The sequence below is a fragment of the Rossellomorea sp. LJF3 genome (genome assembly GCF_037046045.1).
In the GTDB taxonomy this organism is placed as follows: domain Bacteria; phylum Bacillota; class Bacilli; order Bacillales; family Bacillaceae_B; genus Rossellomorea.
This window is the reverse complement of sequence record NZ_JBANLY010000003.1, coordinates 55,893-67,776: the sequence shown is the minus strand read 5'-3', so window position 1 is coordinate 67,776 and position 11,884 is coordinate 55,893. Positions and strand designations below refer to the sequence as shown.

At 39.9% G+C, this 11,884-nt stretch carries 12 protein-coding genes; 9 read left to right on the top strand and 3 right to left on the bottom strand.

Features of this window, described 5'->3' with window-relative positions; all coding sequences use genetic code 11:
- The first annotated feature begins 1 nt into the window (after position 1).
- Complete coding sequence (locus V8G47_RS04255; RefSeq protein ID WP_336199013.1) at positions 2–868, top strand: 2-oxoacid:ferredoxin oxidoreductase subunit beta; 867 nt, start codon at positions 2–4, stop codon at positions 866–868.
- A gap of 22 nt (positions 869–890) precedes the next feature.
- On the opposite strand, the gene V8G47_RS04250 is transcribed toward V8G47_RS04255, so the two are convergent.
- Positions 891–1,883 carry a hypothetical protein gene (locus V8G47_RS04250; protein ID WP_336199012.1) on the bottom strand — a complete coding sequence of 331 codons (993 nt, stop codon included), beginning with the start codon at positions 1,881–1,883 and terminating at the stop codon, positions 891–893.
- 491 nt (positions 1,884–2,374) lie between these two features.
- Between V8G47_RS04250 and V8G47_RS04245 the strand changes: the two genes are divergently transcribed.
- The 5 genes from V8G47_RS04245 to V8G47_RS04225 all read left to right on the top strand — a co-directional run bounded on the left by V8G47_RS04245 (position 2,375) and on the right by V8G47_RS04225 (position 6,196).
- Positions 2,375–3,547, top strand: a complete 1,173-nt coding sequence (locus V8G47_RS04245) for a hypothetical protein (protein ID WP_336199011.1) — start codon at positions 2,375–2,377, stop codon at positions 3,545–3,547.
- Positions 3,548–3,643: 96 nt separating this feature from the next.
- Entirely contained in the window at positions 3,644–4,831 is a 1,188-nt protein-coding gene (locus V8G47_RS04240; RefSeq protein ID WP_336199010.1) for a hypothetical protein, read from the top strand.
- Positions 4,832–4,851: 20 nt separating this feature from the next.
- Positions 4,852–4,986 carry a hypothetical protein gene (locus V8G47_RS04235; protein WP_336199009.1) on the top strand — a complete coding sequence of 45 codons (135 nt, stop codon included), beginning with the start codon at positions 4,852–4,854 and terminating at the stop codon, positions 4,984–4,986.
- A 13-nt stretch (positions 4,987–4,999) separates the two neighbouring features.
- Positions 5,000–5,386: a M67 family metallopeptidase gene (locus V8G47_RS04230; protein WP_336199008.1), complete on the top strand. Its 387-nt coding sequence runs from the start codon at positions 5,000–5,002 to the stop codon at positions 5,384–5,386.
- 105 nt (positions 5,387–5,491) lie between these two features.
- Positions 5,492–6,196, top strand: coding sequence for a glycosyltransferase family 2 protein (locus V8G47_RS04225; protein WP_336199007.1), 705 nt, complete (start codon positions 5,492–5,494; stop codon positions 6,194–6,196).
- 56 nt (positions 6,197–6,252) lie between these two features.
- On the opposite strand, the gene V8G47_RS04220 is transcribed toward V8G47_RS04225, so the two are convergent.
- Positions 6,253–7,164, bottom strand: a complete 912-nt coding sequence (locus tag V8G47_RS04220) for an NAD-dependent epimerase/dehydratase family protein (RefSeq protein ID WP_336199006.1) — start codon at positions 7,162–7,164, stop codon at positions 6,253–6,255.
- 86 nt (positions 7,165–7,250) lie between these two features.
- Positions 7,251–8,315, bottom strand: a complete 1,065-nt coding sequence (locus V8G47_RS04215) for a glycosyltransferase family 4 protein (protein WP_336199005.1) — start codon at positions 8,313–8,315, stop codon at positions 7,251–7,253.
- 271 nt (positions 8,316–8,586) lie between these two features.
- On the opposite strand from V8G47_RS04215, the gene V8G47_RS04210 reads away from it, so the two are divergent.
- The 3 genes from V8G47_RS04210 to V8G47_RS04200 all read left to right on the top strand — a co-directional run bounded on the left by V8G47_RS04210 (position 8,587) and on the right by V8G47_RS04200 (position 11,808).
- On the top strand, positions 8,587–9,546 hold the full coding sequence (locus V8G47_RS04210; protein WP_336199004.1) for a hypothetical protein: 960 nt from the start codon (positions 8,587–8,589) through the stop codon (positions 9,544–9,546).
- 225 nt (positions 9,547–9,771) lie between these two features.
- Positions 9,772–10,986 (top strand): glycosyltransferase family 4 protein, encoded by a 1,215-nt coding sequence (locus V8G47_RS04205; RefSeq protein ID WP_336199003.1) that lies wholly within the window; start codon positions 9,772–9,774, stop codon positions 10,984–10,986.
- A 48-nt stretch (positions 10,987–11,034) separates the two neighbouring features.
- Positions 11,035–11,808 carry a sulfotransferase family 2 domain-containing protein gene (locus V8G47_RS04200; RefSeq protein WP_336199164.1) on the top strand — a complete coding sequence of 258 codons (774 nt, stop codon included), beginning with the start codon at positions 11,035–11,037 and terminating at the stop codon, positions 11,806–11,808.
- Positions 11,809–11,884: the final 76 nt, after the last annotated feature.

Below are 11,884 nucleotides of genomic sequence, written 5' to 3'. Positions count from 1 at the left end.
CATGGCTACCTTCAAAGATTTCAGGAATAATGTGAAACCAAACTGGTGTCCTGGATGTGGGGACTTCTCGGTACAGGCCGCGATCCAACGGGCTTCTGCCAATGTGGGTCTGGATCCGGAACAGTTAGCGGTCGTTTCAGGGATCGGATGTTCAGGACGCATATCCGGATACATCAATTCTTACGGCTTTCACGGAATCCACGGGCGGTCACTTCCAATCGCCCAGGGATTGAAAATGGCCAATAAAGACTTGACCGTCATCGCTTCAGGCGGGGATGGGGATGGATTTGCCATCGGTCTTGGGCATACGATCCATGCCATTCGCCGGAATGTGGATGTCACATACATTGTAATGGACAATCAAATTTATGGATTAACAAAAGGACAAACGTCTCCACGTTCGTCCGCCGGGTTCAAAACCAAGTCTACGCCACAGGGATCGATCGAACAGGCGCTTTCCCCGATGGAAATGGCCCTTTCGGCAGGAGCAACCTTTGTTGCTCAAAGCTTCTCATCCGACTTGAAAGAACTGACGGCATTAATCGAAGCGGGACTTAACCATAAAGGTTTCTCCCTGATCAATGTGTTCAGCCCTTGTGTCACATATAATAAAATCAATACGTACGATTGGTTTAAAGAGAACCTAACAAAGCTCGCTGATGTAGAAGGTTATGACCCGTCGAACCGGGAGCAGGCCATGAATACACTCATGGAGAAGGATGGACTGGTTACTGGTTTGATTTATCAAAACAATGAACAGCCATCGTACCAGGACCTGGTATCTGGTTATTCCGAAGAGCCTCTCAGTACTCATGATTTACGATTAGATGAAAGTAAATTTAATGAATTAGTGAAAGAATTTATGTAATGGAAGAAACCGGACTCCTTTTTTAGGGGCCCGGTTTGTTTTTTAATTTATTGATTTCTTCATTCAAGAGGGAATTAGTGAATTGAAGATGATGAATGGTATTTTCATAATTTTTCAAAGTGTCTTTCGTGGTGAGGGAACCTTCTTCACCGTTTATAAATACTTTATCCTTCAAATCTTTAATGTTCATTCTGACGGATTGAAGTGACCGGGTAAAGACGTTTTTTTCATCCTGCATTTTTTTTAATTTTTCCCGTAACTGTTGAATGGATGACTCATTATCCTTCTGAACTTGCCCTGCACGTTCCAGATCTTCTATTTGTCGCTTGTTGACCGATTCATATATGATCCTGGATTCCGTCAAAAGATTATGTGACTCATATAACTCGATCTCATTTAAGTATAGGCGATTTTGTAGTATTTCATTGTCATACAGGAGACGATGAATCCGATCCTCATTCATAAACTTCTCAATAAGGAAATGGTGCTCCTGTGAAGCCAGCTCACTCACATCCTCAAGTAACGCCTCAAGCTCCCATATTTGGATTTCTTTTTTATATAATTGTTGTTGTGTTTCTTGGTTAGCCTTTAATATGAGATCCTTCTCCTTTAATAGGTAACTATTCTCAACTTGTAAGGCCATGATTTCGTGTGCCAGTGAACTTCTTGATTCCGTTTGTTCCTTTGTATCTGATACATAATGAGTCGTGAATGTCCGTAGTTTGTCTTTGAGTTGGTTCAGAATGTAACGGAGCTTTTTCACTTCCCTTTCCTGAGCAGACAAAAGGGCTTGGTATCTTGAGGTTTCCTTATTTTTTTCAGAAGCCTGGATTTCAAGCTCTTGAAGATATGTTTGTATCCTGCTTTGTAATAAGTCGTTTTCTTTTTTGATGGCGACATATTGTTGGGCGCGGCTACCGCTTTCTAACTTTTCACATTTGTTTTTGTACTTTTCCATTTCAGATTTATAATGGATGATTTGCTGCTGGAGCTGGATGTTCGAAAGTTGATTCATGTACGTAAGCTCCTTTCGGCAGTTTTTTCTAATATGTATATGTAAGGAATAGGATGAACGGTATTTGTCCATGAAAGAAGCCATGTAAACTTCCCAGCGTTTACATGGCTTTTTATATAATTAATATCATTGCAATGATAGTCGATTGTTCACGTTCGTAATATTCATTTAAAGGAAGCAGCGTAACCATAAAAGTTGATTTACACTATATATGAAAGTTTTAGCTTAATCTTCATGTTCATAACGTTGCATGTTTATACAATTTATTTTATTTTATTCCTCCTTTCTTATGGTATATGATATGACGGTTTGTATGCTGACGTACTGTCAAACGTCTATAGAATCAGCCTATTTTTGAATAGAATTAAAAAAACTATTAATAAGCCTATTATTTTTTTTTGAATAAATAGGTGTTTACTCTATACCAAATTCTTTCTCGTCCATAGGATATAGTGTGATATAAATATTCATTAGAAGAAAGGAAGATTTGTTTGAAGAAGCGTAAACAATTTAGGGGTTCCCAGACTCCGACACCATCTCCGTCACCGATTCCATTGGATACCAATGATTTAGCACCGGAATGTATTCGCGTAGACAAAGTATATGACTGGGTGTTCTTTGCGAATAAATATGAAAACAAGAACTTCATTCCAGATGAAGCTTGTCGTGCGGCAGTAAGTGCAGCATTAGCAGCTGGCCAAAGAGTAGAGGTGCAAACGGCACCAGTAGATCCAGCTGACGTCAGCGTTTCCGGTTCAATTATTGAAAATGGAAATCCTGGAAAAGTTCTCATCGTGTGGACGGTACCGGTTGATGTTACCATCCTGATTAATGGAGTAGCCGAGTGTTCATTTACTGTGCGTACACAGTTCACAGACGAAATCATGCTTTGTGTGCCGGTAGGAATCACCAATGCGAACTTAAACATCAGAGCTACCCAAGTAATTGCAACGTCCAGTGGAGTATTAATGGGACCAGATCCATTTGGACCAATGATTCCATTGAAAGTCGTACTTTGTAAAGATGTTCAAGTTGAGTATCCGGTCAAGCTTGAAGTACTGGCTAAATTCTGTTTCCCTCGTCCGAACAATATCCCCGTGCCGGAAGAAAGACTTCAATGTGACTTGAGTTTACTTGAATTCCCACGTCAATGCCCTGGATTATTCCCGGTTGCGAACTGTGAATGCCAGGCAACTGCACTTGCAAGAAATGAAGATACTGAAGCAACATTCGGTTCTGGCGGAACAGCAGACCTAGTAACAGGTCTATCCACGTTAAGAGCTGAAATCTGTCAAGAATGCTCTCTTGCAGACAGTACTTGGTCTTACTCCTTCACGGATACAGAAGTCGGTCCTACACCAGCTCCGACTGCAACAGGATTCCAACCTGACTTCAGCTTCACATTCGATCCATCTTCAATCGACAGAGTCACTTGTGGTGACGATGCCCTTACTGCAGTTGGAGAAGGTATCCGTTACTTTGACGGTGCACCTGAACAATTATTCTATGAACTGCAAATCTTTGATGCACCAACTGAAGGATTCCGCTTGATCCTCAGAAATACAGCTAACGTCGTAATCTTTGATAGTGGAGTAGTCGATGCTTTGGTTGAGTTTGGTGAGTGTGAAACATTCGCTGACTTACTTGGAGATTCAGACATCTAATTAAATGAGGGAGAGAGTGAGCTCTCTCCTTTTTTTTTAACATGTAAACAAACCGTACATATGATGGTACTAAAGGAATTTTTGGAGGTGAGACAAGTGAGCGAGGAGGATAATAAATGGAAACCTGACACAGACGTGCCCGGGGTCATGCATGACATTCATATGCTCTCTGAAGAGCTGGAGTCTCTATATCATCATTATTCAACACGAATTAAGAATGTGTCAGAAGAGTTGTCCAGGGAAAGATCTAAACATAAGGTCTATCAACTGGAAATTGCGGAGAATCATCACACCATCCAAATGCTGACAGAACAAATTGAATATTTACTTCAAGAGGTTGAAGTAAGGCATGAGCTTTATATTCAATTGTTGCAGAATGAATCGATGAAAAGGGATAAAATGGAAAATGACGAAATGACCTTCCAGGAAGAATCTAGTGAAGGAACCATCATTGATGGTAACCCGTGGGAGGTCACAGATCATATGCTACCTGCATCCATCCCTGAAATCAGAGTGATTTACGAAAGTATTCAAAGTGACATGAAAACAAACCTTGAACAATTAAAAAATAAAGCGATTTCCTTATTGATTGAAACGAATGAGTATTACTTATCAGAGAAAAAAAAGGCTATTGAAGTTGAAATGTACCATAACGCGTTCATTACACAGATGGAATGGTTACAAATGCAGAGAAAGCAATACATGGGTCGAAATAAAGAAAGGTGGTATACAGAAGTGTGGAATTTTTTGTGGGGTAAAGAAGAGGGAAACAATCATCCTGAAATACTGAAGAAGTTGGATCTCATAGAGGAGCAGTTGGTATCTTATTCAGCTAAATTCAACGAAGTGAAGGAAACATTGGCAAAAAATACAGACAGGGAGGAAACGACTCAAAAGTATATTCAGAAGATGGGAGCTTTACAGGACGAGATCAAGAAAATCGAGGGACTTTATGAAGATGAGCTTCATTCGCTGAAAAATCAACTGGAAGATTTCAAACAAAGAGAAAAAGATCTTGAAAGACAAATTAGTTTATTAAATGAAAAATATACAGGTAAACAAAAAGAAAAAAGTCAGCGTGAAGTGGAACTCGAACAGGAATTGAATCGGCTGAGAAAAGATCTTCAATCCCAATCCAATAAAAGAAACGAACTATACAATAAAATGAAGCAGCAAAAGAAGCAAGCTCCACAGGTGAACCCTCAATTTGATGAATATGGACATATTCCAATGGCTTCTGAAGCGAAACGCACCATGTTTAATCCGAATAAGTATATTAGGTAATTTGGAAAGGGGGGATAAAAATGCAATCAAAAGATCTGAACAAAATTTATAGGGAAAGAAAAAGTGTGCCCATCGGTATCAAAAAAGAAGAAAGAATCCAAATGGAAGCCAAAAGAACGAAATTTAAATACAAAGGCTGCGGGTGCAACGCCTAAAGAAATCGTTAAAATGACTAATCGGGTTCACAAAACCATTTTAATTGAAGTAAAAAAGGATTTGCCGAATGAGGGCTGTGGATTCATTTCAGGGACAGGGAATATTTGTAAGACGATTTGGCCGATGAGAAATTCAGAGCCTTCACCGTATTCTTTTGCCATCGATCCAGAGGAACAGGATCAAGTCATGGATCAAATGCTTCTGAAGAAGGAAGCTTTTATGGGGGTTTATCACTCCCATCCTTATGGAATTCCTGTTCCCTCCAGGGACGATGTCGCCTACGCCCACCACCCGGAGCTTTATTATTTCATAGCCGCTGTCGGTGGCGGGAAAGAAGAGGTCAGATGTTACAAGATTCATAACGGAAAGGTCAAGCATATCGATATAGTGATTGAATGAAAGAGTGCCAATGCACTCTTTTTTTTCTGGGTGATGATACAAGCATCTTACCACCACCTTCATATACTGGTATTATCACTTTCTATAATGAAAGAAGGGGACTACATGAAGGTATCAATCATTATCCCATTTTATAATTGCGCTTATATTGACCAGGCGATCAATAGCGCTCTTCGTCAAACCTATAAAGACATTGAAGTGATCGTTGTGGACGATGGTTCAACTCAATATGTTGAAAAAATTCAACCTTTTAAAAATAGGATCAAGTATATAAGGAAGTCAAATGGTGGGACGGCATCTGCTTTAAATGCAGGTATAAGGGCAGCAACAGGAAAGTATTTTGCCTGGCTGAGCTCTGATGATATGTTTGTTGAAAGCAAGATAGCAAGGCAGCTGGCCTATATGAATTTAATCGGTTCCAACCTGTCTTACACAGCATTTACCACCATTGATCATCAAAATAAAGTATTGAACGAGATCCACTCAAGGAAAATGAATAGAAAATCGTTTCAAAATCTGCTTCTGAAGGCATGTCCTGTGAATGGCTGCACCGTGATGGCAGAAATCGATTTAATCAAGAAGGCAGGCTGGTTTGATGAAAATCTTAAATTCACCCAGGATTACGAAATGTGGTGCCGGCTCAGCCTGTATACGAAAATGCACTACTTGGATGAAGTCCTTGTATTATACCGTGTCCATCCCAGTATGGGTTCAGCGAAACATGGTGCGGGGATGGTGAAAGAATCACAGTATATCCAAAAGAAGTATCGGAAATTTTTCCAAATGGAAAACAAAAAAAATAGACATTAAAAAAGCATCATTCATTTTCAATCAGGAAATGAATGATGCTTTATTGATGTACCGGGTTATAGGGAGTGGGATATATAGGTTTCCTTCATTCCCTTCTCAAATGAATAACCAGGTTCCCACCCTAAAACACGTTTGGAAAGAGTATTATCCAAACAGCTATGCTTAATATCCCCTGGTCGATCCGAAGCATGGAAGGAATCGATTTCATTCTTATGATACTTCTTCAATAAATTTATGATTTGCAGAATGGACGTCTTTTCCCCGGTGCTGATTTGCATGGTCACGTGTTTTTCCTTTAAGGCAGCGGCAATATTTGCTGTCACTACATCCTGTACATAAATGTAGTCACGGGTCTGCAGGCCATCTCCATTGATTTTCAAAGGTTCCTGTTTCTTTAATTTTTCAAGGAAGACAGCAATGACTCCTCCTTCGCCTTTAGATGTCTGACGTGGTCCATAGACGTTCCCGTACCGCAGGATGGTGTAGGGGATTTTAAATGTGTCGTGATACAGTTTTATATAGTGTTCAGCAGTCAGCTTTGATAATCCGTAGAATGAAATCGGCGATGTAGGATGTGTTTCGTCAATTAACTCACTGTGTGCATTCCCGTACACTGCTGATGTAGAGGAAAAGACAAAGTTTTTAACAGGTGTATACCTGCACGCATCCAATAAGTTAATGGTTCCAGCTAAATTTGATTGCATATCAGCGAGTGGACAAGCAGTGGACCTGGATACATCAGCCTGGGCAGCGAGGTGAAAAATATACTCAGGCTTCTCTGAAATGATGAGTCGGTGTGCATCCGGTGATGAAATATCCATTTCGTGAAAAGAGGCAGTCGGATTGAGATACTCCTTTTTACCACTGCTTAAATTATCCATAACGTGTACGGCGTATCCCCTGGCAAGTAAAGAATCTACTAAATGGGATCCGATAAATCCTGCTCCTCCTGTAACAAGTGCTTTCAATTGACATCTCACCTTTACGTTATTTTCAATAGCATATGTTCAAGGGGGGCCTTTTGATTGAACAGGAGTCCAGAGTGTAACTGAATCTATAAGCCTATCGACTTTAACATTTTCAAAAAGTGTTGACTATATTGTGTGTGGCTGAACTGTGATTTCAGGTGCAGCAGGGCGTTTTCAATAATGTATCGGCGCAGGATGGAATTGTCCATTAGTTCTTCGGCTTGTTGGACAGCATGTTGAATATTGCCTATTTGATAGTATTTACCTGATTGGTTATGCAGGATTGTACTTCTGACCCCATCTGAATCGGTTGTAAGGACCGGACACCTGCAGCTCATGGCTTCCAGCAGTGAGTACGGTGCCCCTTCCACTTTTGAAGTTGAGCAAAGAAATCCGCCGGAGTCCCCAATCTTGGAAAAATAACCAGGCATTTGGTTATTCGGTATATTTTGAAGTAGGTGTACGTGTTTTTCAAGATTCAATCTGCTCTTCAATTGAATGAATTCCTTCCTTTCATTGGGGGTGGACAAGCTGGGATCTTCAAACATATATAACTGGATATTTCTTTTCTTAGCCAGTTGATGGCCGATGTGAAGAAATTCACGCCAATTCTTATTGTCCTCAAGCCTTCCGATCCATGCCATGATTGGGGTATCTATTTTTGGGAGCTTCTGGTAAGTGAAGGCTTTATGATCAAAGCAGTTATTGAATTCAAATATGGGTGTGGAGGAAAAGAATTCCCTGAAGATGGCCCCGATATGAGGAGTCTTCGGATACAAGAGGGCATCACAATATTTTTGTACAAATGGAATGGCGAGTTGTAACTGTGCCCTGGCCACACTTTGTGGGCCGAACCCTTGTATCTCAAGGATCATTTTGCCTTTGAACCCTAAGTTCCTGAACCTTTCCATCGCAGCATAATCCGAGGTGATCACCATCGCATCATATTTTTCCCTATGCAGGATGTTTTTTATCTCTTGATCATTATTGGTAATGTAGACCTTTGATTGCTCATGATTCATCAATGCTCTTCTCTTGCTGTAATATAAGAAATCGCATCGTATACCGGCTTTTTTCAACGCAATGGCCCTTTGTCTGTTTAATGTTTCCACCCCTCCGCTCGGTACGTAAAAAACGAATAGTATTTTCATCTATAGTCCTCCGATCAAATTAACGTTTCCAAAAAACAATACTACTATTTTTATATGTGAGCATCCCCTGATTGTACGGGCTAATCGGATATTATTTAGGGGGGATTCCCAATTTATTCAATGACACTGTCAAAAGATACAAGCAGTACATAGTATAAAGGGAGAAGTCGATCGGATATACTGACCATCTCCCATGGCAGTGTTGGGATGGGGATTTTGCAGTTTCCGAAAGCAAAGAGACTACTTATAGTGAATAAAGGGGTGAGAATAATTGAAAGATTTATATCTTGTCGGGGCTGAACAGAAGTCCAAGGTGCTGAAGGATTGGGAACAGTTTAAAAAGGCCGTTGTATTGAAGATGGATGGATCGACCAAACAGACGAAAAGGATAATCGAGTACATTTCTCCAAAGGAAGCATCTCCGGATCACGAACCTTCCTATTCTTTCACAGCTGGAACCATGATGGGAGACAGGCTGTTTGTTGGGACTCAAACTGAAATCCTCGTATACAATACAACCACTCATAAGATGGAGGACTATTATAGCTTACCGATATTCAATGATGTTCATCATGTCAAACCGAGAAAGAATGGAAACCTGCTCGTTGCAAATACCGGATTGGATATGGTCGTTGAACTTGATCCAAAGAGGAAGGTAATAAATCTCTGGAACGTCATGGGGGAAGGACCGTGGAAACGATTTGATCCAAAAACCGATTATAGAAAAGTTCCCACAACCAAGCCACACCAATCACATCCCAACTATGTATTCGAACTGAAGGATGATATTTGGGTGACCAGGTGTTTACAAAAAGATGCCATTTGTTTGACTGACAGGTCGAAAAGAATAAATATTGGAAGACAATTGATTCATGATGGAGTTCTCTTTCATGGGAAACTTTACTTTACTCAGGTGGATGGCAGGATTGTCATAGTCGATTCCAAAAACTTGAAAATTGAAAGAGTGGTTAACCTGGAGGAAGTCGGTGTGCATAAAGGGAAAATTGGGTGGTGCAGGGGAATCAAACCTCTATCTGAAGATATCGTATTAGTGGGTTTCTCAAGGATCAGGCCACAAAGTAAAAAAATGGAGGATGGCTCTACGAGATATATAGGTGATTATGGGGTCATGCCAACGAGATTATCTTGTTTTAATATCAAAACCAACACATTGATATGGGAGAAGAATCTTGAGGAGTGTGGATTAAATGTCATTTATTCCATTCACTAATGGTTGTCTATGGAGACGCTGATTGAACATAAAAATATTCAACAACGGAGTGAGAATCACTATGTTACCCAGAAAAAATTATTTTATTCGTGTTCAAAAGCAAAATCAGCTGAATGGTAAAAGAACCAAAAGTAAACAAAGCAACCGGACTAATCAGACACCACTTTCAATACCAGACCCAAGAATCCAATCGATCCTAGATCAGTTTCCAGGAGGGTGATGAGAATGAAAATTTTACTAGCTACTGTATTTCCCCTGCCAGGTGGAGGAATATGGTCTTTTGTTTCCAATCTCAGAAATATCCTCGTCCGGGATGGTCATCGCGTAGATATATTATGCACTTCTCATCAAAACTCAAAAGTAGTCATCTTAAATAGTAATACTTGCATAAATCTTGACCCTTTCCGCTCTACAGTGAATAGAAAACTGCTGAGTTCCGTCCCCAAGCTTGTCAACAATCCATGGGTGTTCCATGCAGAAATGAACAGATATTTATTTGAACAGGGAATATCTTCACTGGATTTGACCCAATATGACGTCATTCATGCCCAGGACGTCATCTCAGCCACAGCATTGAGCCGGGTAAAACCTGGCAGTGTCCCTCTCGTGACCAGTGTCCATGGGTTTTTGACCGGAGCGATCTTTCATCAATATAAATCCATGAATAAACCAATGGAAAATCATGATATTTGGAAAACCTTCGTTCTTCAATATTACTCAAGGCTGGAACAAATCGGGTATGAAGCAAGTGATGTTATTCATACATCCAGCCTTTGGATGAAGGGAATCATTGAGAATGAGTTCAAGATAGCAACGTCCAAAGTGGAGACCTTTCGATATGGGGTGGAATTATCTGATTATCGACAGATGCCATTACAGAAAAATGAAAGTGAAAAGAAAATTATTTTAGCTGTCAGCCGATTAGTGTATTTAAAAGGATTGCATCATTTGATAGAGGCTTTATCGTATGTCAAATCAAAGGAAAAGTGGGAGTGTTGGATCCTGGGAGAAGGGGAAGAAGAACGAAATTTGAAAGCTGCCTGTAAAAAATTCAACATTGAAGACAGGGTCACTTTCTGGGGACACTCCTCCAGGGTGAAGGAGCTGATGCGGCAAGCGGATATGATGGTGATGCCCAGTTTACAGGAAAATCAGCCATTTGCCGTCATTGAGGCTCAACTCTTAGGTCTTCCGACAATTGTCAGTAATGCAGGTGGTTTACCTGAAATGATCGAGAACAATAGAAATGGGATGATTGTTGAAAAAGGGAATAGCATTCAGTTATCGTCCTCAATCGAATATCTCTTGAATAATCCGTCAAGGCGGGATCAGATGAGTCAATACGCGGTGAAAAAGGGACAGGTTATGTGGGATGTCAACACTCTCGGACGTAATAGCATTCAGCTGTATAAAAAAAGTATTCAATTGAAACAGAAATAAATATGGAACGGAGGTGAAACAGTGAATAGGAAATCAGCTATTGAAATTATGAAGAAATATCGCAGAACACCGTTATACCATCAGGATTTTCCTCTGATGCTTTTATGGACTCCGAAAGCAGGTTGTACAACATTTGCCCGCTGGTTTTTTTATCAGATAGGACTATTAGAAGAAGCTCTTGCTTATAATCCTTCCATACATGTGTACAAAGGGAGGGTGTATTTTAAGCAGAAGAATTATCTTGATTTGAATGCAAGTGAGAAGATATTTAATAATAAAACAACCTATAAATTAGTCAGGGACCCTTATAAGAGGGCAGTGAGCAGTTATTTTACCATAGCCTATTACTGTTATAGAGGTCTTCCGAATATAGGGATGAATAAGGACAAAGAAAGGATTCTCGCGATGTTTTACCCTAATTCATCATATAAAGGAATTTCATTTAAACAATTCTTATATTATTTATCAAAAGTTGGAGCGGATTATACGATCGTGGATGGTCATATCGCTAAACAATATTGTCCCGAAGAGGAATATTTTTCTCCCCAGTTAATTAAATTGGAGAACTTTAGAAAAGAAATTAAGGGTGTTGAAGAAAAGTACAAACTTCTTTTATCCCCTGAAAGTGTATTAACCTCCCCGAATTCATTTGCCCCTAAGATGATTGAAACCGGGCTTAACTCAGACACGATCTTAACCTTACCCCAACTTATCCACGGCCCTTTACCCGAATATAAGTCCCTCTATGATAAAGAAACGATTCAGTTATGTAATCATGTATTTCATGATGACTTTAACGCTTATAACTATGAAAAAAAATAAAGCATCAGTCCTCTTTTATGAGGGCTTTTTATATCATCCTTATTATTATTTGTTTGGTGAAAGGAGAATGGATCAG

Excerpts from the sequence above, each read along its gene's own strand:
- V8G47_RS04200 (WP_336199164.1), top strand. The coding sequence starts at position 11,035 with ATGAAGAAATATCGCAGAACACCGTTATACCATCAGGATTTTCCTCTG.
- V8G47_RS04205 (WP_336199003.1), top strand. The coding sequence starts at position 9,772 with ATGAAAATTTTACTAGCTACTGTATTTCCCCTGCCAGGTGGAGGAATA.
- V8G47_RS04250 (WP_336199012.1), bottom strand. The coding sequence starts at position 1,883 with ATGAATCAACTTTCGAACATCCAGCTCCAGCAGCAAATCATCCATTAT.
- V8G47_RS04225 (WP_336199007.1), top strand. The coding sequence starts at position 5,492 with ATGAAGGTATCAATCATTATCCCATTTTATAATTGCGCTTATATTGAC.
- V8G47_RS04235 (WP_336199009.1), top strand. The coding sequence starts at position 4,852 with ATGCAATCAAAAGATCTGAACAAAATTTATAGGGAAAGAAAAAGTGTG.
- V8G47_RS04255 (WP_336199013.1), top strand. The coding sequence starts at position 2 with ATGGCTACCTTCAAAGATTTCAGGAATAATGTGAAACCAAACTGGTGT.
- V8G47_RS04230 (WP_336199008.1), top strand. The coding sequence starts at position 5,000 with ATGACTAATCGGGTTCACAAAACCATTTTAATTGAAGTAAAAAAGGAT.
- V8G47_RS04215 (WP_336199005.1), bottom strand. The coding sequence starts at position 8,315 with ATGAAAATACTATTCGTTTTTTACGTACCGAGCGGAGGGGTGGAAACA.